This window comes from Daejeonella sp. (assembly GCF_037719425.1).
Taxonomy (GTDB): domain Bacteria; phylum Bacteroidota; class Bacteroidia; order Sphingobacteriales; family Sphingobacteriaceae; genus Daejeonella.
Genome location: NZ_JBBJNI010000023.1, coordinates 1 through 22,764, shown reverse-complemented (window position 1 = coordinate 22,764; position 22,764 = coordinate 1). Strand labels below are relative to the sequence as shown.

The following is a 22,764-nucleotide window of genomic DNA, read 5'->3' as shown; positions in this document are numbered from 1 at the left end:
CCAGTTTGTTGTTATCTGCTGGCTGTTACCTGCTGCCAGGCCGGGCTTTCTGACTTTCAATTTTCAGTTTTCAGTTTTCAGTTTTCAGTTGGTACTTTCACTCTCAACTCCATTCACGTCAGTTTAATCAGCGCAAACACCGAATAGTTCAGCATATCCTGATAATTAGCCCTCACTCCTTCCGATGCAAGGGTTTGGCCTGAATTATTTTCAATCTGTTTTACACGCAGTATTTTCATCAGTATGAGGTCTGTGAGCGAACTAACACGCATATCCCTCCAGGCTTCACCGTAGTCATGATTCTTGGCAGACATCAATTCTTTCGTCTCGATTACGGCCTTATCAAAATAGGCAGCAACTTCATCTGCTGGTAATTCAGTCCGGGCATCATCCGGAAGATCAAGCTGCATCATTGCAATGATACAGTAGTTTACGATACCTATATACTCAGATGTAATATCGTCTTCGACCTTTGACACCTTCTTTTCCTCAATGGTACGAATACGTTGCGCCTTGATAAAGATTTGGTCTGTAATCGACGGCATTCTGAGAATCCGCCATGCTGATCCGTAATCTGTAGTCTTTTTGATAAAAAGTTTCCTGCAAACCCCTATTATCGCATCGTATTCTGAAGATGTATTATTAGCCAAGATTTTGATTTTATTTGTTACAACGATGAATTAATCGGTATTTTGCCATTCGATGGCCGATAAAAATACAGTTTTTCAGCAAAAATTATCGTTAAATATTCGGGGTAACATGATGGATCTCTCCAAACCAAAAGTTATGGGGATATTAAATCTAACCCCCGACTCTTTTTACGATGGCGGCCGGAACAATAACCCCACAAAAGCGCTGAAAAAAGCCGAAGAGTTTTTATCAGAAAGCGCGGACATCCTGGATCTTGGCGCTTACTCGTCGCGCCCGGGAGCTGAACATATTTCCGAAAAGGAAGAATTAGAAAGACTGATTCCCGTTATCTCAGCAATTATCAGGGAGTTTCCTCAGGCAGTGCTTTCCATTGACACGTTCCGGTCAGCAGTAGCAAAAGCAGCAGTGAACGTTGGTGCTCATATTATTAATGACATCTCTGCCGGTGAGCTGGATAAGGAAATGTTCGGAACTGTTGCCTCGCTGGGTGTACCCTACATCCTGATGCATATGAAAGGAACCCCTCAAACCATGACATCTCAAACGGATTATCACGATATAACGACAGAGGTTTGTCGATACTTCGCTTCTAAAATTGCGGAATTAAAAGAATTGGGGGTGAAAGACATGATCGTAGATCCCGGTTTTGGTTTTGCAAAAACTCCTGACCAGAGCTATGAGCTCCTAAAAAACCTCTCCCATTTAAAAATCACAGGCCAGCCTGTCCTGGCTGGATTATCGCGCAAATCCATGATCTATAAAACGCTTGGAACCGATTCAGATAATGCACTCAACGGTACGATAGCCGCAAATACCATCGCCTTAATGAAGGGTGCAAATATCCTGCGTGTGCATGATGTGAGAGCTGCGAGAGAGGCAATAACAATTTTTCAAAAAGTCAGCTAATTTCCGATAACGTTTTTACTCTCCATTCTACAGGGTTCTAATCTTACTATCCGTAATCCTACCAATCCTTACCTCTGGATGACAGTAATCCTATGAATCCTAAAATCCTATGAATCCTTTGCCGCGCTGCGCTCGCAATGACACAATGCCTCTCCCCCCAGAATCATACGAATCCTATCATCCTATGAATCCTATCCCATATAATAATCCTAGTCCAGACAATAATCCTTAAATCGTATTTTATCTTTACTTTTAAAAAATGGAAGGATTTGACTTTAGTTTCCTGAATCTGCGGTTGCTTGATGTGATCGATATCATCCTGGTAGCGTTGATTATCTACTACGTATACAACCTGATCAGGGGAACCATCGCTTTGAACATCCTCCTGGGCCTTGTTATTATATATGTCGTTTATCTCGTAGTCAGGCAGGCTCACATGCAGCTTCTTACAGAGATTCTTGATGGCTTTGTCCAAATTGGGTTCATCGCGCTTATAGTAGTTTTCCAGCAGGAGATCCGGCGATTTCTGCTGCTTATCGGCCGGAACGCGTCCCTGCAAAAAAATAAGGCCTGGTGGTCTTTCTTATTTGGCCGCAAGGAAATCGAAAAAGATAACTCAGCACGAATTAGGCCTATAATCGATGCTTGTAAGAGTATGCAGAAAAGCCGTACCGGAGCCCTTATCATTTTAGCGAAGTATTACGATGAGCAGTTCTACCAGAACAGCGGTGAAATCATTGATGCCCGCGTTTCCAAACGCTTACTGGAAAGCATATTTCAAAAGAACAGCCCGCTGCACGATGGCGCTGTGATCATTTCCGAAAATAAGATTAAATGTGCCAGCAGTATTCTCCCTTTAACTGAAAATGATAAGTTACCTCCTCAATTCGGGCTTCGTCATCGTGCCGGGATTGGCATTTCAGAAACAAGTGATGCAGTGGCGGTCATAGTCTCAGAAGAAACTGGTGAAATTTCCTATGCGAAACAGGGAAGAGTGAAGATGAAGATGAGCTTGGCAGAGTTGGAGAAGGTGTTGAATAAGGACTTTTAGTAAGTGGAGAGTTGATAATGGAGAGTTGAGAGTGGCTTGGCGGATAATGGGTACTCTTAAATCATCTATGAACTCTTTCCGGCAGCTAAACAAGATGTTTCATTAAGACAATTGCTATCGGGAGCCCTGGTTTTAAGGGTTAAGTTTAAGTCGGCCCGGGGGAAACGTTAATCCAAAGGGGATCAAAAATAGATTTCTAATTATACTTATAACATGAGCGATTCAATATTTGTCCTTGGCGATGATGGTGCACTCCACGAAATGCGGGAGTCGCAATACTTGACGGAAGACGATTTTCAAGTTCTCCTGGCAAAGTATCCCAATTTGTTATCAGGTGATCAAATTAATAGAGAATACCCTCGCAAATGGCTTTTGGTAACAAGAGAAATGGGGGTGCCCGATGAACTAAACAGTTCTAATCGCTGGAGTCTCGACCACCTTTTGTTGGACCAGGACGGAATACCAACACTAGTTGAAGTTAAGAGAAGTTCGGACACAAGATTAAGGCGGGAAGTTATTGGGCAAATCCTTGACTATGCCGCAAACGCAGTAACCTATTGGTCAATTGAAGATATTATCAACCAGTTTGAAAACAATTGCGAATCTCAGGGTATAATTGCAGAAGACACATTAAGAGCATTTTTGATTACTGATACTTCCGAGCATTTTTGGGAACAAGTTCAAACTAATTTAAAAGCTGGCAAAATTCGGATGCTGATAGTTGCAGACACCATTCCAAAAGAGCTTTTAAGAATTATAGAGTTTTTAAACGGCCAAATGTCTCCAGCAGAAATACTTGGTGTTGAATTAAAACAATTTATAAGTCAGACCAACCAGCTCAAAACATTGGTGCCTCGTGTAGTAGGGCAAACCACACTCGCTGCGCAACAAAAATCTGTGAAGCACAGCTTAATCAATCGGTGGGATGAAAAACTATTTTTTGGAGAAATAGCCAAGCGTCATCCAGAGCATATAGCCAAGTTCCAGCGGATTTATGACTTTTCTAAACAAAATTTCGATACCATCTGGTGGGGCACAGGCAGCAGGACAGGCTCGTTTATTCCAGCAATAACCCCCCAAAATAACTTTTTCCAATTTTTCGGCGTATACACAAGCGGAAGTGTAGAAATTCAGTTTCAATGGATAAAAAAGAAGCCGCCTTTCGACAATACCGATAAAAGAATGGAACTATTGAACAAATTAAATTCAATCTTCGGCCTTAATTACAAACCTGAGACAATTGAATTAAGACCAAACATCAAAATTGAAAACTTTAAAAACGATAGCGTTTTTGAGGCTTTCTTCGATCTATGCAAATGGGTTAACGAAAATTATAGATCGACGTTATAGTCAAAATCTGTCATCTCGGCGCATTCTATTATATGTCCGTGAACAAGCCTTAAATCAAGAAATGACACTTGAAGGCATTTAATAAACTTTCATCGGGATTATTGAAATCGGGATTGGGTTAGGGATTGCAGCGGAAATCCTTTTGTCCCGAAGGGCAAAAGATTGAAGCGAAAAGCCCGGCGCCGCACAACGGCGCAACCTCCAAAATATTTTCACCATCTATTGTGCTGCCAGCGAATCAAGCATTATTAAACAGCAGAAACTCCAGTTCTTCCTTAACGACTTTTCAAAAAATCATTTGAAAAAAAAATCCGCCACTACTGACGGATCTCTTTAAACTAAACATATATCTTTTTCGATTAGCAGTGCTGATCAAAAGCCTGATTCAAATTATCTGCAATCATTTGCGCTGGGCGACCTTCAATTTGGTGACGCTCGATCATGTGAACTAACTTGCCATCTTTGAATAAAGCAATCGCAGGTGAAGACGGAGGAAAAGGCAGCATGTGAGCTCTGGCCTTATCAACAGCTTCTTTTTCCATTCCTGCAAACACAGTAACGAACTTATCAGGATGCTTCTCGAAAGCGGTCGACATCTTAGCAGCAGGGCGTGCATTCGCAGCAGCACATCCGCAAACAGAATTAACCATTACAAGCACCGTTCCTTCCGACTTTATAGCCTGGTCAACTTCTTCAGCTGTTCTTAAATCCTGAAAGCCTGCATTAATAAGCTCCTGGCGCATTGGTGCAACTAAATATTCTGGGTACATATCTTAACTTTATAAACTTTAGGCAAAGTTAAGGAATTGGAGGGAAAGTAGTGTATGAAAGGGTGGTTTTGACGTTTAGATTACGAAGGGATGTTGTAAGTTATAAGTTTTAGGTTATAAGTTTCTAAATGCTTTGTTAACTGGGCGCTGTGCAGTTTAATTGTCTCATCATCAAAGCATCTGTCATGAGCAAAATAAACCGGATCGCAGCGGCAGCTTTTGGCTTCGAGTAATATGAATATTAAACTCCCATGTAATAGCCAAAACTAAAGCGGAGAGCCGGGCTACCCGAACCTAATAATCACAGACTCTGTCCAAAAGTCCAAGTAATATTCAATAATTACTTTCTTAAACTCAAACCTTTCAATGAATATGCGTTTATAAGGTTCTATTCCTATTAAATAAACTACCCATTCCCGTCACTTATCTCAAATTCAGTCTTTACCCTTTTGAATTGATAAGCCGATACCTTACCTTTGCAAACCAATTCTTACGTACTGGTAAGTATTGACAATCAATTTATTAATTAACGCGTTAAAACGCACTAAAAATCAAACTATGTCATCAGTAGAGACGACTTATGTACCTTACAAAGTTAAGGACATCTCCCTTGCAGAATGGGGACGGAAAGAAATCGGACTAGCGGAAGCAGAAATGCCAGGCTTAATGGCACTTCGCGAGGAGTACGGTCCGTCACAGCCATTAAAAGGCGCACGCATCGCTGGATGTTTGCACATGACTATCCAAACTGCAGTATTAATTGAAACATTGACTGCCCTTGGTGCTGAAGTTACCTGGTCATCATGTAACATTTTCTCAACTCAAGATCACGCTGCGGCTGCAATTGCTGCTGCAGGTATCCAGGTTTACGCCTGGAAAGGTCTTAACGAAGAAGAATTTGACTGGTGTATCGAACAAACTTTGCATTTCGGTCCAGATCGCAAGCCATTGAACATGATCCTTGATGATGGTGGCGATTTAACTAATATGGTATTCGACAGATTCCCTGAGCTTATCGCTGAAATCAAAGGACTTTCTGAAGAAACTACTACCGGAGTTCACCGCTTATATGAGCGTATGAAAAACGGAACTTTGCACTTGCCTGCAATCAACGTTAACGATTCAGTTACCAAATCTAAATTTGATAACAAATACGGATGCCGTGAGTCATTAGTTGATGCTATCCGTCGTGCAACTGACGTAATGATGGCTGGTAAAGTAGCTGTTGTTTGCGGATATGGCGATGTTGGTAAAGGTTCAGCTGAATCTCTAAGCTCGCAAGGTGTTCGTGTAATTGTAACTGAAATTGACCCGATCTGTGCTTTACAAGCTGCAATGGAAGGTTATGAGGTTAAAAAATTAGCTACTGCAATTAAAGAAGCTGATATCGTAGTTACCACTACTGGTAACTGTGACATCGTTCGGGGCGAGCATTTCCTTGCTTTAAAAGACAAAGCTATCGTTTGTAACATCGGTCACTTCGATAACGAAATCGACATGGCCTGGTTAAACGGTAACTATGGCAACACTAAAGTTGAGATCAAACCACAAGTTGACAAATACACTATCAACGGTAAAGATGTCATTATTCTTGCTGAAGGCCGTCTTGTAAACTTAGGTTGCGCAACTGGTCACCCATCTTTCGTTATGTCAAACTCTTTCACGAACCAAACTTTGGCTCAGTTAGAACTTTGGGTTAACACTGATAAATACGAGAACCAGGTTTACGTTCTTCCTAAGTACTTAGATGAGAAAGTAGCACGTTTACACCTTGCTAAGATTGGTGTTGAGCTTGAAGAATTAGATCAGCACCAGGCAGATTATATTGGTGTGCCGGTTGCAGGTCCGTTTAAAGCGGATACTTACAGATACTAATCGGAAGTCGGATGTCGGAGGTCTGATGTCGGAGCTCAGTGAGGGGGATGAAGGCGCATGCAGCCTTCATTCTCCCCACTCTTTATAAAGTGCATGTCATCCCTGCGAAAGCAAACCTCCTTAGGACAATGCAACCGGCGAAGTTTCTCATTTCTCGCTTCTCATATCTCATTTCCCTTCCCGGACATCTAGTTCCCAGTTTCCTCCCAACCTCTTCTCCGTCTTACTCTCCATCTTACTGTCCATCTTACTCTCCGCCCAGCTCAGACATCCTGCTTCCCATTTCCCGTTTCACGTTTCCCATTAAATAAGTTATTTTTGTCTCATCAATTATTACACTAACCAACATGGAAGTTAAGGCGGGCGAATTACTTGAACAGATAAACTATCCTTCTGATCTGAGAAAATTCAGCGAGACAGATCTGGTCCAGATCTGCAACGAACTCAGGCAGTTTATCGTTGACACGGTATCCGTCAACGGGGGCCACTTTGGATCGAGCCTTGGTGTTGTCGAGCTTACAGTAGCGCTTCATTATGTACTAAATACTCCGTATGATCAACTTGTTTGGGACGTGGGCCATCAAGCTTACGGACATAAGATCCTGACCGGAAGAAGAAATTCATTTCATACGAACCGGATCTATAAAGGTATCAGCGGTTTCCCTAAACGTTCGGAAAGCGAGTATGATACGTTTGGCGTAGGCCACTCTTCAACTTCAATTTCTGCTGCATTAGGCATGGCGGTAGCATCAAATTACAAAGGAGAAACAGACCGGCAGCACGTCGCTGTAATTGGCGATGGCGCGATGACAGGCGGAATGGCTTTTGAGGCCTTGAATCACGGGGGCATTGAGAATTCAAACATTCTCGTTATCCTAAACGATAATTGTATGTCGATCGACCCGAACGTCGGGGCATTAAAAGAATATTTAACAGACATTACTACTTCCAAATCGTACAATCGCTTCAGAGATGACATTTCCTATGTTTTGACCAAAGTTTCAGACCTGGGCCCAAATGCTCATGAAATGGTTAAGAAAGTAGAAAAAACCATAAAAGGCGGACTGTTAAAACGGAGCAACTTTTTCGAGGCTCTCAAGTTCCGTTATTTCGGCCCAATAGATGGACATGACGTTAAACACCTTGTTAAAGTTCTTAATGATCTAAAAGATATTCCTGGCCCTAAGCTTCTTCATTGCGTAACGGTTAAAGGAAAGGGTTATGCCCTGGCGGAAAAAGACCAAACTAAATGGCATTCTCCGGGACTGTTTGATAAAATAACCGGCGAAATTAAGAAAACTGCAACGGAAAAGCCTTTGGCTCCAAAATACCAGGATGTATTTGGCAACACTATAGTTGAACTGGCTGAGAAAAACAATAAGATCATGGGGATTACCCCTGCGATGCCATCTGGTTCTTCGCTAAACATTATGATGAAAGCGATGCCGGATCGGGCATTTGACGTTGGTATCGCCGAACAGCATGCGGTTACATTTTCAGCGGGCCTCGCCACCCAGAGCATGGTACCATTTTGCAATATTTACTCGACATTTATGCAAAGGGCTTTTGATCAGGTCATCCATGACGTTGCCATTCAAAAGCTGAATGTGGTATTTTGCCTTGACCGTGCTGGCTTTGCGGGTTCGGATGGGCCTACCCATCATGGCGCTTACGATCTGGCATACATGCGATGTATTCCCAATATGGTCGTATCCGCTCCAATGAACGAAGAAGAACTCAGGAATCTGATGTTTACAGCTCAATTGGAAAATCAGGGTCCTTTCAGCATCAGATATCCTCGTGGTAACGGCGTTATGACCGATTGGAGAAGACCTATGAAGGAAATTGAGATCGGAAAAGCACGAATGATCTGTGATGGCGAAGATGTAGCTATCTTAAGTATCGGCCATGTAGGCAATGAAGCAGTCAAAGCATGCCTGGAATTAAACTCCGAGGGCATTCACCCGGCCCATTACGATATGCGCTTTGCAAAGCCCCTTGATGAAACTGCACTTCATCATATATTTAAAAAGTTCAAATATGTAATTACAGTTGAGGATGGCTGTATACAAGGGGGAATGGGCAGTGCGATTCTGGAATTCATGGCCGATAATAATTATTCCAGCAATGTAATTCGTCTGGGTATACCCGATAAGGTCATCGAACACGGAGAACAGCCAGAGCTTTGGGCAGAGTGTGGGTTTGACAGTAGAGGTATAGTAAAAACGGTACAAAAACTAGCGGTAAGCCGGGCAACAAAAACAATCGCATCCTAATTCCTAAACATGTTTTTTTAATTATATCAGACCAACCCGGATGAATCTTACTTCACTAGAGCAAATTATCGTTTGTCCTGCCTGTAAAAAATCATTATCAAAAATTTCTAATTCTTACAAATGCGAGGATGAAACCTGCGATTCTACATATCCGGTATTCAATGGCATCCCTATTTTAATTAACCCTAAAAACGATCTTTTCGAGCAAAAGGATTTTGAAAAGCAAAGTGATATATTCTTTAAAACTTACAACAGCGGACTCACCCGTTTTCTTAAAAAAATACAACCCGGTATCACCTATAATAACATCAGCGAAAAAAACTATATTCATATTGCTGGTCTTCTAAAAGACAAAAAACCACTACGCATCCTGATCCTTGGCGGAAGTGTTGATGGTGTAGGTATCAAACATTTAAAAGAAGTATTACAGAAAGAAGATCTGCTTGTGGAAACAGATGTTTCTTATGGTCCAAATACTACCGTAATCTGTGATGCTCACGAAATTCCTTTTGCTGACGATAGTTTTGATCTCATCATCGCACAGGCTGTGTTGGAGCACGTACTTGATCCATTCCTATGCGTCAGAGAGATGCATCGGGTGATCAAAAACGATGGACTTATTTACGCAGAAACGCCCTTTATGCAGCAGGTTCACGGCGGAAAGTATGATTTTTTAAGATTTACTCATCTTGGTCACCGGCGTATGTTCCGCACGTTCAATGAAATTGACAGCGGTGTAGTTGCCGGCGCAGGCTCAGCATTGGTGTGGTCATTGAAATATTTTTTGACCAGCTTTGCTAACAGTAAGAAGGTGGATCGGGTGTTAAGCTATGGCGGAACTTTCCTGTTTTTCTGGCTTAAATACTTCGATAAAATCCTGAATAAAACTAAAGGCACTATTGATGCAGCCAGTGGGTTTTATTTTTTGGGCAGAAAAGAAAAAGGTTATTTGCTGAGTGATAAGGAGTTGCTTTCTTCTTATAGGGGATTTAGGTATTCTTCAGAAGAATAATAGTCTATCTTAAAATGATAATCGTCCCGCTCGTGCCGCGGGAAGGGCACCTGCTTTTTTCTTCAGGAAAAAAAGTAGGCAAAAATCCCGCGCCTGCCTGATATTTGTTGTAAATCCAAGCTTTAGCCCCTATGCGCAATCCAAGCCGTGTGAAAGTCAGTGTACGAAATGAATGAATGTGCAACACTTCTCCGGATTGCTTAAGGGCCAGTAAACAGTGGAATTTGTCTTCGGGCTAAAGCGCGCCTTTACGGCCAAATCTCAGGAGGGCGGGTTTGTGCAACTTGCAGGGATAGAAGATATATTAAAGGCAGTTAGCTAGCGTACCTAACGCAGGGACCCCTCCTTGAAAAAGAGGAGCACTAGCGCACACACCACATTCATCCCGTCGATTTGCACGACATTTGCACCGTGGGCCGAAGGCCAGAACCTCTACACCAGCTACCGTTAGGTACGTTTCTTAAGCCTAAGCACTGAATCTCCGTTCACCGTCATTCCGCATTGGCTGTTGCGGCGATCACAAGCAAAGCCTGGGTACTGACTTTAATAGCAACAGGCGCAGCGGCGGCTTTTTGCCTACTTTTCAGCTGAAGAAAAAGTAGGTGCCATCCCGCGGCACGAGCGGGACGAACTATATTACTTTCTTTTAACCCTCAAAACAACCGGATGCAGATAATTAAATACCCTAACAGGTAACACTAATTTTAAAATCAAAACCCAATTATGCCTTTGATAAACAACCCGAAAATCTCTTGCTATATAATTATTAAAACCCCGTTTAATGATCTCCTGATTAAAGGGAATATGTTCGCAGATAGCTTCAAGCTGATTTAAAGGATTTAAAACCGTTTTATAACGCAGATCCTTTATTGCATTATAACTATAAACTCCAACACCGCCGAATGCAGAAATAACACTGTAGAAAGGTGTTTTTTGGAGGTTTTTATTAATTGATTTAAACGTTGCAGCCTGGGATGCTGGTGAATGACTGAATTCATTTTCCAAAGGATATTCCCACACCGCAAAAGTGTCATAATAAATTTCGGATTGGCCTAAAGGTGTTTTCTTAACGCTTATGCCATTGGCGAAAATTGCTCCTGTCTTATTATTAAAGGAGTTTATGACGTCGATTAAGCCCGTTAAAGAAATTTGAATTACGTCAATATCTATTATAATAACAAAGTCTACGGGATGATCTAGATCTTTGATATGGTCCAGGTAAGAGTTTCTAAATGAAACCATTTTATCAATGCGCTGATAGCTGGTCCACGGATCGCCGGGTACATCTCCTTTATTAGGAATAGTTTTGGTTCCGTAGTCGGTGGAGATTATAGTAACGTTACTATAATTCGTCTTCCAATCATTCAAAAGGCCTTTAGTTCCATCAACACTGTCGTTCTCGACCACTATAACGGAAGACCATACAAGATGAGTTCTTAACTCCTCGATCAGGGGTATATTATTCCTTAAAGAATTTTCGCAATCTCTCGCAAGTGCAGCAATTACTATGTTCTTGTTAATCATTTTTCCAATTCTCTTCCTTCTCAAACTAAATAGAATCCCTGGATACGTACCCACCGGAGTTTAACCGCGGAGGACACAGAGTACAAAGCGCCGAGAGCGCAAGGCTCTTCAAAAAGGCTTGCCGAGTTCGTTTGGTTTGCTTCTTTCTCTGGGATCTCTGCGTAACACTCTGTGCCCTCTGCGGTTAAAGTATGCGTCTTGCTTGTCCTTTCAGGGATTGCATTCATAGCCCACAAATTTAGAAGAATATTTACCTATAAAGCATATGCATTATTTTCCTTTAGCCCCTTTGTGTTTTCATCCAACCTTATACTCAATGGGTTATATAATTAATGTATAGACAACCGGATTAATATGTTTCTCCCTATCGGTGAATTTGACTTTGCAGCACGTCTGCTGGCTTTTAAAAGCACCACTTTTTTTGGTTCATATATTGCGCCGGGCGATAAAGTAAGAAAAAAGTATTGACCAAAGAACAAAAGCAACATAACCACACTGTTCCAGTAGCCGAGTGAAGGTGGAACACACTATTCGTGAACTAAAGGTGTTTAGAATATTGGGAGAAGGTATCGAAACAGAAGAAAACGTTTTGGCTTGAGGGTAAACCTCATCGCAGGCATTTATAAAACGAATTAAATAGTGTTTTTGATTAATACAAGAGGTCTAATGAATGCAACCAAGGATCTTTAATTTGTGATTCTGCGCCGCGTACTGAATAAAATCGTGAAGTTATGCAATCTGAAATTTTTTAACCAGCTTTACCACACATTCTCCAAACTTTCCTTTGTATAGGTGAAATTTCTATCTTTAAAATAAGTTTGAGCGCCTGGCTTAAGCCGTATCCCATTCTTTTTGCTAAATGTTCTTGATAGAAATGAAAGCGGCAACAATACCACAACGTATACAAGGGTAAGTAAAACCTTACTCATAACATAACCCAATAAGTGAGCAAGTTTCATCCACGCCCAATGTATTTTATCTGCAAGAAAAGGAATGAATATTCCTATGAATGCGAGAAAACCGGCAGCAAGCAGCAGGTAAGTATTATGAGTTAGCCAAAAAAATACACCCAGCGCAAAAACCAATACCAAAATCGTTTCTAAATGCTTTTCCCTGTTCATATGGTTTAAAATAAGGTATAAATAAATGGTGCAATTGCCGAACTTCCGCCAAGTACAAGTAATATTCCAATCAATAACAGAACAAAGATCAGCGGCGCTAACCACCATTTTTTCCTGGCTTTCATAAAACCCCATATATCTTTAAGAAAATCCATATTATTATTTTTTAAGAGTGATAATTTTTTGTTAATCTAAGGAGAACTCTTTTCTCCAGTCATCTTTTTCGTTCCATTCAGGTTGGTCCTTTTTATCGAAAATGAAATTACCTGCTATAAGGTAATCCATATCTGTTCGCATAAAGCAACGGTATGAATCTTCAGGAGTATTAACGATCGGCTCGCCGCGAACATTAAAGCTTGTATTAACCATAACAGAATAACCGGTTATCTTTTTAAACGCATTCAGCAGTTTCCAAAACCTCAGATTTGTTTCTTTATGAACCGTTTGAAGTCGTGCGGAATAATCTATGTGAGTGATTGAAGGAATATCACTTCTTAGAAAATATAATTTATCAAGCAATTCCTTCGCGGTGAAATTTGAAGGGTAAGGGATGCGTCTGTTTACTTTAACCTGTTTTACCAGCAACATGTAAGGCGAAATATCAGCGTGTTCAAAATATTCGCTAACATCTTCAATTGGTACTACAGGCGCAAACGGGCGGAAACCTTCGCGGTATTTAATTTTCAGATTTAGTTTTTTCTGCATTTCGGGATTCCGTGCGTCTGCAAGAATACTTCGTGCCCCCAACGCTCTGGGCCCAAATTCCATTCGTCCCTGGTGCCAGCCAATTATGTTACCATCAGCAATCAATGCGGCAGCCTTTTCCACAAGGGCATCTTCCGTTTCAAATTGCTTGCATGGGGCACGATATTTTTTTGCGACTGTATTTATCTCCATTTCAGAATGCTCAGTACCCAGATAAGAACCCTTTAAACCGTCAAGCCTTGTGGTATCAACCTTTCTTTCATTGCCATAATAAATATAATGTGCAGCATATGCTGCTCCTAAAGCTCCACCTGCATCCCCGGCTGCAGGTGTGATAAAGATCTGTTTGAAAATTTTAGCATCATCAAGCTTGCCATTTGCCACACAATTAAGTGCTACGCCACCCGCCATACACAGGAAATCAGCATTTGTTAGCTTTTTTGCTTCTTTGCCAAGGTTAAGCACAACTTCTTCGGTTACTTGCTGGATTGCCAATGCAAGATCGCAATGATTTTGCTCAAGCAGAGATTCTGAATTGCGACGCGGAAATCCGAACAGTTGTTTCCATTTGTCATCGTACACCATTCTCAATCCTGTTGCATAACTGAAATAATCCTGGTTAAGGAAAATTGAACCATCTTCTTTCAGTTCAACAAGATTGGTTTTGATAATATTTACAAAGCGCTTTACCTGTTCAGAGTTATGGTTGCCATAAGGTGCAAGGCCCATTAGCTTATACTCTCCTGAATTAACTTTAAAACCGCAGTAATAAGTAACTGCAGAATATAGCAATCCCAACGAATGAGGAAAGTCCAGCTCCTTTAAAACAGTGATCTTATTACCTTCTCCAAGACAAATAGAAGCAGTAGCCCATTCGCCTACACCATCAATAGTCAGGATAGCGGCCCGCTCATATGATGATGGATAAAACGCACTTGCAGCATGAGATAAATGATGTTCAGGAAACAGAAGTTTTACTTTTTTCCTGTCAACTTTTTCAATGGTATCCAATGCTTCCCATATCAGTTTTTTCAGAAATAACTTTTCCTTTAGCCACACCGGCATCGACATCATGAATGATTTCAATCCTTTCGGCGCATAAGCATAGTAGGTTTCTAACAATCGCTCAAATTTTAATAAAGGCTTATCATAAAAAACTACTGCATCTACATCATTAATTGAACGACCTGAATATTCAAGACAAAAACGGGCTGCATTTACCGGAAAATCCGGGTCATGCTTTTTGCGGGTAAAGCGTTCTTCCTGTGCGGCTGCAATTACTTCTCCATCCACTATAATAGCAGCTGCAGAGTCGTGATAAAATGCGGAAATACCCAGTATTATCATTATGCGGTTCTATAGATTAATAATTTTAGAATAACTGAGGCAAATCAATTTACCCCCTTGTGATCTGATAAAATGTATTCACTGATCTTTTGCCCCATCATCTTATGAGCTTCTGCTGAAATATGTCTGTGTCCCTGTTTAACGTGAATTAAAGACATCTTGCTGTAATCATTGATCATATTATCATAATTAAACAATGTGTCACAACTTTTTTTTACATGAGATACCATATTTTTTGCAATAGAGGATGAGACAGAGACAATAGGATCCAGCTGGGGAATATCAAGAATAATTAATTTAATTCCCTGTGCTTTACAGTAATCATGGAAACGGCTTATCAACTTTTTCATAAGCTCTTCAGAATACTTGGTATTTGGATTAGCTGCAATGGCAAGTTCAGTGCCCTTTCCTGAAGCTGCTTTTTGATTCCGTTTTTTAAAAAAGTCCCACACGGTATTAAACGAATAGCCATACAAATACGACTTTTCTCCCAACCACCTGAATATTCCATATTTATAGAGTTTATTCTGAATGCTGACACCGGGGATATATTCATGATTTTTAACTACTATGGAGTCATTCCTGAGTTCAAACAGATCAGATCTGATATTATCTTCAAAATCATTTGCGAACAAAGCCACTACTACATAATCTGGTTTATATTTATACCCTTCATTTTCCAAAAAGACTAATTCTTCTGCGGTGCTAAATCCTGACACACCAGCATTGATAACAGTGCTTTTTAAACCATTCTTATTTAACGCGTTTTCAGCAACACTTGAAAAGGTTTCATCCTGGTTCACTTCATAGCCTTGCGTATGCGAATCACCTAAAGCAATAACCCTGATCACTCCCGGTTCTTTTTTGTAATTAATATCCTTATCACTTCTAAATCCTTTATTGTTGGTTTTAAAATTAAAAGTGCCATCAAAACTTGTATGGGTGAAAGTCATATCAGGTCTAATCCGTCTAATCCTAAAGTCTCCATATATAGCATCAGTATGATATCGCGGATACAATACCATCTCTTTTTTATACATCATCCTAATAACCACTTCCCCAATCAATAAACCTATAATTATAGATATACTAAAAATCAAAAGACTTCCGAGAAAAGACTTTAATTTATTTTTTTTACCGGAATTTGACTTCATTGTGTGGACTTTCGTGTTTGCATGCTGTTTTTCATCCGTTTATGTTATGTTTTTTAATGGAGATGAAGCGATCATGATTTTATAATCATACCCCTACGGGTTTTGGCAAATCATGATGGTTTCTTTTCGTCAAAAAAGCTAAAACGTTAAATCATTGAATTCGAAATTTCTAATGCTTCTGAAAAACAATATCTAGATGTTCAAACTTACTTCCTTATTTAAATTTTTAAAAATAGATAAAATTAATGTATATCCTCTAATAGCCACTGCTTATCTAATCAGCAACATTTAATCTCAAGGTTCGGAATAAGGTTTCATGCCGGATTTTGCATTGCACCTAATAATCAGCTTCGGGAAGGAGAAAAAGTATTTCTCTCACCCTAATGATTTAATGTACTTTTATACCGGAAAATCAGAAACCAGTTTTTTATTCCGATCTCGCATGTTACTATTTCCGCTTCTTTATTTTTCCGCGTTCTTAAAAGCACTAAAGGATATTTTTAGTAAGAATCCTCAGGGCGGGATGTTATTTATAATCTTCGGATTGCCCATCTACATTACCACACTTTCGATTCTTAATCAGGCCGGATATAAGTCGCTCGTATCTGCGTTTCAACCTTTTAAGGAAATAATAATCCTTGCGATGCTGGGAACTGTACTGTGGGGCCTAAAAGAAAGGATCCGATTTCACGTCATTGATTATTCCATAGCAGCATATCTCCTGTATACAGGCTTGTATGTTTTTCTTCCCCTGGGAGATTTCGGCTTCATGGAACGAGTTTTAGCCTATAAAAACACATCATTTTTTCCATTGATCTATTTTGCAGGCCGTCTTATAGATCCCCGCACTTTACAAATAAACAAGTATTTCCATTTTATTTTGATACTGGCAATTTCAGCAGCAATACTAGTTATTTACGAGGCCGCATCCGACCAGCACTTTCAATCGTCAACCGGATATTCGGATTATGTATCTATTTTCGGGCAACAGCCAGAAGGAGATTATGATTTGACATGGACCTTTCAACGAGACTCGGATGGGCTCAAACGATTTGCCAGTTTTTTCTCTGATCCTCTGGAACACGCCTCAGCTACATTACTTTCCATTTGCGTTATCGCTGCATTATTTACGAATAAAAATAATGCTTTTAATCCCAGCAGGCTTGGCATAATAGCCTTAGCTGCATCTTTTGTTTCTTTATTTTTCACCCTTTCCAGATCTTCAACGGTGAGTTATTTTTTAATCATATATGTATATGCTTTGATAACTCATAAAAAGTATATTTTACACACCTCCCATGCACTTATCGCATTGGGCTTTATATATATCGGCATTCTCCTGGAAAATACAGATCTGTATGATTATATATTAACAACAGTCACTTTACAGGAAGCCTCAGCAATGGGACACTTAATCGCATGGATGGAGGGCCTCACAGCAATTATGAGCAACCCTTTTGGACTCGGGCTTGGCATGTCAGGGCGAGTAGCAACTGCCCTGGGATCTACAATCGGGGGAGAAAACCAGTTTATTGTTCTTGGTGTACAGGTCGGTGTTGTCGCCGTCCTGCTTTACATCTTCATTCATTTCGCGGTAATTGCCTACTCTTACAAATGGTTCCCGCATCTTGAGGGCAAAGAAAGGATGGTAGCTTTATGCATATTCCTACTAAAAGTCGGAATTACTCTGCCTCTTTTTACAGCAAGTCTGGATTCTTTTTCATACATAACCTATACAAACTGGTTCCTGTCAGGAGTTTTTGTTAACATGATCATGAGAAAGGAGAGTAGGACAGGGCAAACGCATTAAATACCGTGCAATAGCTTTTAATTAAATGCCTAGCTTCTTGAGATTCTGGTCTGTACAATTTTTGGAACAAAATTCGCTTATCGGAAATACGTATCAGATTATGAACCCGGAACCGATGAACATTATCGGATATTTTAATAATTAATTTATGTTTGCACATTTTACAGATAATAATGCCTGAAAAAATAATTGTTGGAGTTGATATCCGGGATTTAAGAATTGCGAAGACGGGTGGGAAGACATACCTTGAAGAAATCAGCCGGCAGTTCAAGACAAGGAATTATGATTGTAAATTTATATTTTTTGACACATCCTTCCCAGTATACACCGGACGTTATAAGTTTCTAAAACTTATTGAACACATCCGTTATTTTACCTGGAAACAAGTAATTTTACCTATCAAAGCGTATATTAATAAGTGCGATATTTTATTTTGCACAGATTATTTTTCGCCCTACTTCACCCCTGGATTTAAAACCGTCGTGGTATTTTATGATTCATTTTTTTATGAATATCCCGCTCACTATAATTCAGTTTGGCTGAGGATATTCAAAACGATGGGGGTTGGCGCTGCCAGGAGGGCAGAACGAGTTATTACGATTACTGAATACACTAAAAAACGCATTGCATATTTTACCGGTATCAACCCGGAAAAAATTACAGCATTTCACCTCGCACCAAAGGGAATGGCTATTGCAGAACCTGATCCTTCCTATACTCCCACCTTACACATTCCAACCTCAAAATTTATTTTGCACGTAGGCACTCTTGAAAAGCGGAAAAACCTTGTAAGGTTGATTGAAGCTCTACAACTATTGCATGAGAACGGCTATAAAGAATATTCTTTAGTGTTGGTCGGCCAGCCTAGTCCAAAGACTGATATGGATGGAAGCCCGGAAATAAAGGACGCAATAACACGGCTAGGATTGCAAGACAGTGTACTGCTGTCTGGTTATGCTTGTGATGACGATTTAGGTTACTTTTACAAGAATGCAGAAATATATGCGTTTCCATCGGTCAATGAAGGTTTTGGCCTGCCGGTGTTAGAGGCCTTTCATCACAACATCCCTGTAATCGTAGCTAACAACACATGCCTGCCGGAAGTTGGGGGTGAAGCGGTCCTATCCTTTGATCCTTATAATACCCAGGATATTTATAAAAAAATGAAGATGATCATTGACGATCCGCAACTGCGTAAAAACCTTGTTTCGAAGGGAAACGAGCGTCTGGAATTGTTCTCCTGGGAGAAGAACGCATCACAATTAGTGAAAATATTTAAGGCCATCGTCAATAAAAATTAGCATTTTTGTAAACATTATCTGCAAATGCGCTGTTAACAATTTTTGAAAAACAGGACTAAAACACTATAATTTGAAGAAAGCTTTAATATGCGGAGTTTCCGGTCAGGATGGTTCTTACCTGGCTAAATTCCTGCTCAACCAAGGGTATCGCGTTTTTGGAGCCTCCCGTGATGCACAGACGTCATCCTTTATTAACTTAAAAAAGCTTAATATCAAAGATGAAATAGGCCTCATCTCCCTCAATATCACTGATTTCAGTAATACCATTGAGTGTATAAATAAAATAAAGCCTGATGAGATCTATAACCTCGCCGGCCAAAGTTCAGTAAGGTTGTCTTTTGAGCAGCCGCACGAAACTCACGAAAGCATCAGTACGGGTAACCTGAATCTGCTGGAAGCAATTAGATTTAGTAACCTCCCTGTAAAACTTTTTAATGCCGGCTCAAGCGAGTGTTTTGGTGACACCAGGATCCCGGCAAACGAAAGCACTATCTTCCATCCCCGGAGTCCGTACGCCATTGCTAAAGCCACCGCTTTCTGGCAGCTTGACAATTACCGGGAGGCTTATAACCTTTATGCCTGCACAGGCATATTATTCAATCACGAATCACCATTAAGGCCTGATCACTTTGTGACTAAAAAAATTATTAGTGCAGCGTGTAAGATCAGCCAGAATAAGGCCCGGAATCTTAGCCTTGGAAATATTAATATTGAACGCGACTGGGGCTGGGCTCCTGATTATGTCGAAGCCATGTGGCTGATGATGCAGCAGGATCAGCCGAAAGATTATATAATAGCTACCGGCCAAAGCCACACCTTAAAGGAGTTCATCACAATTGCCTTTAAAACGCTGAACCTGCATTGGGAAGAGCATGTCGAGATTGACGAAGTGTTAAGACGCCCGACCGATTTACAAATAGGCCGTGGTGATCCTGCCAAAGCCAATGCTGAGCTAAAATGGAAAGCTAAATTCGGATTAAATGATATCATCGAGAACATGATAGAGGATGAGCTTGTCTCATCGTTTAGCAACCCTGGCTCTTATTTAAACAGTTAATATTTTACAGCCTTTTATTCTTCCTGAAACTCATTGAAGCACTGTGGTGCATTCAAAAAAAAATTATAGTTTTGGCTATATTCTATGAGATCAGATACATCTTTTCTACACAGTTATAAGTTTATTCTTAACCGTTTTCCCGCCGACTGGAAGACCCAGGATATTCTAACCACTTTTTACAGACTTTCATCCTTTTATTTCCGCGGAATATTTGAGCGTTTATTCTTTAAAAGATCGAGCGGCTGGGTATTGGTAGGAAAAGGCGCGTCAATACGCTACGCCCGACATCTCAGCGTCGGCCGCGACTTTATTGTCGAAGATTATGCAGAAGTAAATTGTATGACTTACAGAGGGATTATTATCGGCGACCGGGTTACAATAGGAAAACATGCTATTATCAGGCCCACAAATATTTACGGCTCCGCCATCGGTGAAGGCCTTAAAATCGGGAATAATTCCAGTATCGGCCCCTACTCATACATTGGCTGTTCCGGTTATATTGAGATTGGTGATAATGTGATGATGTCACCCCGGGTAAGTATTTACGCAGAAAATCATCTATTTGATGATCCCGACCTCACGATAAAAGAACAAGGGGTAAAAAGGGAATTTGTCAAAATTGAAGACGATTGCTGGATTGCAGCTAATACAGTGATCCTTGCTGGTGTAACCATAGGACGGGGATCGGTAATAGCAGCCGGAAGCGTGGTCAACAAGGATGTTCCGCCGTATAGTATTGTGGGTGGAGTGCCGGCGAAGGTTATAAAGAGCCGTAAAGGAGTGGAGAGTTGAGAGTGGAGAGTGGAGAGTGGAGGAAAGAAAGAGCGGGGCGAGGTATGACGTACGAAACCTGGACGTTTTGGTCTTGGTTCTTGGTTCTTGATTCTTGGTTCCTATCCACGTTGAAATCTAAAACCCTCCCTCCATGTGTGGTCTGATAGGTGTCATTTCAAAAAAAGAGAATCCGGATTTTGAATCGAAATACCTGGACCGGATCAACTATGCGCTCGACCGGATGGAATACCGCGGGCCGGATAATAAAGGACTCTGGCGTGGTGAAGGCATTTGTTTAGGTCACAGGCGTTTATCGATAATTGACCTTTCTGCTGATGGAAACCAGCCGTTTAGCTATATGGACGGCCAATACATCATTGTTTTCAATGGGGAGATCTATAATTACAAAGAGTTAAAAGAAGACCTCATCAAGCTTGGCTACTCTTTCAGAACAGATACAGATACCGAGGTGATCGTTACTGCGTATTTTCACCACGGCAGTGATTTTTGCAATAAGCTAAGGGGAATGTTCGCGCTGGTCATCTATGATCGAAAGGCGAACAAGGTCGTTTTCACAAGAGACAGACTGGGCAAAAAGCCACTCTTCATATTTGAAGACGAAAACGTAATTATTTTCTCATCTGAAATTAAATTCTTCCATACGTTTGATATCAGCCTGGAGATAAACCCGGGCAGTATTCTTAATTTCCTATCGCTTCAGTATATTCCCGGGCCTGACACGATATATCAAAAAATCAGGCAACTAAAACCGGCGGAGCTTTTTATATACGACCGGACCGCTCTTACGAATAGCTCAAGTTCCTATTGGAATATGTTTGAGCATGTTGGTAAGAGTACAAGCCTCCCGGAGATAGACGAAATAGATGAGTTGCTTGAAAAAAGCATCAAATATCGCCTTGTCGCAAATGTTGATATTGGATTGCTGCTTAGCGGTGGGATAGATTCATCCTTGCTCGCCACTTACATGCGGCAGCTAGCTGGAAATAAAGTAAAGGCCTTTAATGTTGGGTTTTCCGATAAAGCTTTAGACGAATCAGGATATGCTAAAAAGGTAGCCGAATCTTTAGACCTTGATCTTATCACCCTGAACGTAGAGGACATAGATGAGGATAACTTCATCGAGTCGATTTATCATGCCGATCAACCCCTGGGCGATTCGGCGATTGTTCCAACCTACCTGATCGCTAAATCTATTAAGCAGCATGTTAAGGTTGTCCTTTCGGGAGAAGGCGCTGACGAACTATTTCATGGCTACGACCACTACAATTACGAAAAATATTACTACCGGCTTGGCAGGCTGCCATTTGAGAGCTCTGCATATTTACTGGATTTATTATCAGTATCCGGGATTACAAAGCTTGAAAAAGTTAAGAATAAGCTAAAGAGCATCAATTCTTTTAAAGAAGATACCGGTGTATCCCGATGGACATCCATATTAAGCCCGGATTTGGCCAGGAAGTATATATTCAATCCTCATCAAAAGGAAATAGGTTCTTATGAAACGCAATTCCATAATTTTCTCAGTCAATTTCGAATGAATGCGGGGAAATTAGAATCCAGCCTGATGCTCGACCTAGTTACCTGGCTGCCTGATGACCTTTTGGTGAAAACCGACAGGATGATGATGGCTTGCAGTGTGGAAGCAAGAACTCCATTCCTTGATCATGAGTTGGTGGAAAAAGTGTTAATGGCATCCGGATATTTTAGCAACCAGCTGTTTCAGAATAAAAATTATCTCAGGACTTTGTTAAAAAGAAAATTACCTGCATCGGTATCCTCGATAATCTCGGGTCGTCGAAAACAGGGATTTGAAACACCTAAGGTAAAATGGCTCAACACGAACCTAATCGAACTGTCGTCAATACTATTTTCTGAGGAAAATCTAAGCGCTAATCCATACCTCAATAACGAAAATGTCTCGAAATTATGGCAGGACTTCAAAAAAAAGAAACCTGGAGTAAATAACCGGCTGGTGTGGAACATTTTCTGCTTCCTGGAATGGTACAGGCAACACGAAAACAAATTTGGATTTAAACAATGAGGATTTTACTAATTGGCC

At 40.7% G+C, this 22,764-nt stretch carries 18 protein-coding genes and 1 pseudogene; 12 read left to right on the top strand and 7 right to left on the bottom strand.

The genetic code is table 11. The features are described 5' to 3' along the window. Nucleotides 1–113: 113 nt before the first annotated feature. Complete coding sequence (locus tag WKF69_RS05015; RefSeq protein ID WP_340380008.1) at nt 114–650, bottom strand: DUF1599 domain-containing protein; 537 nt, start codon at nt 648–650, stop codon at nt 114–116. A 52-nt stretch (nt 651–702) separates the two neighbouring features. Between WKF69_RS05015 and folP the strand changes: the two genes are divergently transcribed. From folP to WKF69_RS05000, 3 genes are all read left to right on the top strand, one after another. Then, nucleotides 703–1,557, top strand: a complete 855-nt coding sequence (gene folP, locus WKF69_RS05010; protein WP_340380007.1) for a dihydropteroate synthase — start codon at nt 703–705, stop codon at nt 1,555–1,557. A 259-nt stretch (nt 1,558–1,816) separates the two neighbouring features. After that, entirely contained in the window at nt 1,817–2,608 is a 792-nt protein-coding gene (cdaA, locus tag WKF69_RS05005) for a diadenylate cyclase CdaA (RefSeq protein WP_340380006.1), read from the top strand. 213 nt (nt 2,609–2,821) lie between these two features. Further along, nucleotides 2,822–3,958: a hypothetical protein gene (locus tag WKF69_RS05000; RefSeq protein WP_340380005.1), complete on the top strand. Its 1,137-nt coding sequence runs from the start codon at nt 2,822–2,824 to the stop codon at nt 3,956–3,958. Nucleotides 3,959–4,317: 359 nt separating this feature from the next. On the opposite strand, the gene WKF69_RS04995 is transcribed toward WKF69_RS05000, so the two are convergent. Further along, nucleotides 4,318–4,728 (bottom strand): BrxA/BrxB family bacilliredoxin, encoded by a 411-nt coding sequence (locus WKF69_RS04995; protein WP_340380004.1) that lies wholly within the window; start codon nt 4,726–4,728, stop codon nt 4,318–4,320. 558 nt (nt 4,729–5,286) lie between these two features. Between WKF69_RS04995 and ahcY the strand changes: the two genes are divergently transcribed. The 3 genes from ahcY (at nt 5,287) to WKF69_RS04980 (ending at nt 9,891) form a co-directional block, all read left to right on the top strand. Next, a complete protein-coding gene (ahcY, locus tag WKF69_RS04990; RefSeq protein WP_340380003.1) occupies nt 5,287–6,603 on the top strand; it encodes an adenosylhomocysteinase in 1,317 nt (438 codons plus the stop codon). Between the two features lie 347 nt (nt 6,604–6,950). Beyond that, nucleotides 6,951–8,879: a 1-deoxy-D-xylulose-5-phosphate synthase gene (dxs, locus tag WKF69_RS04985; protein ID WP_340380002.1), complete on the top strand. Its 1,929-nt coding sequence runs from the start codon at nt 6,951–6,953 to the stop codon at nt 8,877–8,879. Nucleotides 8,880–8,919: 40 nt separating this feature from the next. Then, nucleotides 8,920–9,891: a methyltransferase domain-containing protein gene (locus WKF69_RS04980; RefSeq protein WP_340380001.1), complete on the top strand. Its 972-nt coding sequence runs from the start codon at nt 8,920–8,922 to the stop codon at nt 9,889–9,891. Nucleotides 9,892–10,527: 636 nt separating this feature from the next. Here WKF69_RS04980 and WKF69_RS04975 read toward each other — a convergent pair. Continuing rightward, nucleotides 10,528–11,415, bottom strand: a complete 888-nt coding sequence (locus tag WKF69_RS04975; RefSeq protein ID WP_340380000.1) for a hypothetical protein — start codon at nt 11,413–11,415, stop codon at nt 10,528–10,530. A 508-nt stretch (nt 11,416–11,923) separates the two neighbouring features. Between WKF69_RS04975 and WKF69_RS04970 the strand changes: the two are divergent. Next, nucleotides 11,924–12,051, top strand: a pseudogene (locus WKF69_RS04970) (IS5/IS1182 family transposase); the annotation flags it as partial. A 122-nt stretch (nt 12,052–12,173) separates the two neighbouring features. Here WKF69_RS04970 and WKF69_RS04965 read toward each other — a convergent pair. The 4 genes from WKF69_RS04965 to WKF69_RS04950 are packed head-to-tail and all read right to left on the bottom strand — an operon-like array spanning nt 12,174 to nt 15,742. Next, nucleotides 12,174–12,536 (bottom strand): hypothetical protein, encoded by a 363-nt coding sequence (locus WKF69_RS04965; RefSeq protein WP_340379999.1) that lies wholly within the window; start codon nt 12,534–12,536, stop codon nt 12,174–12,176. Between the two features lie 5 nt (nt 12,537–12,541). Beyond that, entirely contained in the window at nt 12,542–12,691 is a 150-nt protein-coding gene (locus WKF69_RS04960) for a DUF5989 family protein (RefSeq protein ID WP_340379998.1), read from the bottom strand. A gap of 31 nt (nt 12,692–12,722) precedes the next feature. Beyond that, nucleotides 12,723–14,588, bottom strand: coding sequence for a carbamoyltransferase N-terminal domain-containing protein (locus tag WKF69_RS04955; protein WP_340379997.1), 1,866 nt, complete (start codon nt 14,586–14,588; stop codon nt 12,723–12,725). A gap of 44 nt (nt 14,589–14,632) precedes the next feature. Further along, nucleotides 14,633–15,742 (bottom strand): GDSL-type esterase/lipase family protein, encoded by a 1,110-nt coding sequence (locus WKF69_RS04950; RefSeq protein ID WP_340379996.1) that lies wholly within the window; start codon nt 15,740–15,742, stop codon nt 14,633–14,635. Between the two features lie 442 nt (nt 15,743–16,184). On the opposite strand from WKF69_RS04950, the gene WKF69_RS04945 reads away from it, so the two are divergent. The 5 genes from WKF69_RS04945 to asnB all read left to right on the top strand — a co-directional run bounded on the left by WKF69_RS04945 (nt 16,185) and on the right by asnB (nt 22,746). Then, nucleotides 16,185–17,552 (top strand): O-antigen ligase family protein, encoded by a 1,368-nt coding sequence (locus tag WKF69_RS04945; protein WP_340379995.1) that lies wholly within the window; start codon nt 16,185–16,187, stop codon nt 17,550–17,552. Between the two features lie 173 nt (nt 17,553–17,725). Then, nucleotides 17,726–18,853, top strand: coding sequence for a glycosyltransferase family 1 protein (locus WKF69_RS04940; RefSeq protein ID WP_340379994.1), 1,128 nt, complete (start codon nt 17,726–17,728; stop codon nt 18,851–18,853). Nucleotides 18,854–18,923: 70 nt separating this feature from the next. Then, nucleotides 18,924–19,910, top strand: coding sequence for a GDP-mannose 4,6-dehydratase (locus WKF69_RS04935; protein WP_340379993.1), 987 nt, complete (start codon nt 18,924–18,926; stop codon nt 19,908–19,910). Nucleotides 19,911–19,994: 84 nt separating this feature from the next. Next, nucleotides 19,995–20,702 (top strand): DapH/DapD/GlmU-related protein, encoded by a 708-nt coding sequence (locus WKF69_RS04930; protein WP_340379992.1) that lies wholly within the window; start codon nt 19,995–19,997, stop codon nt 20,700–20,702. Between the two features lie 133 nt (nt 20,703–20,835). Beyond that, nucleotides 20,836–22,746 (top strand): asparagine synthase (glutamine-hydrolyzing), encoded by a 1,911-nt coding sequence (gene asnB, locus WKF69_RS04925; RefSeq protein ID WP_340379991.1) that lies wholly within the window; start codon nt 20,836–20,838, stop codon nt 22,744–22,746. The last annotated feature ends 18 nt before the right edge of the window (nt 22,747–22,764 follow it).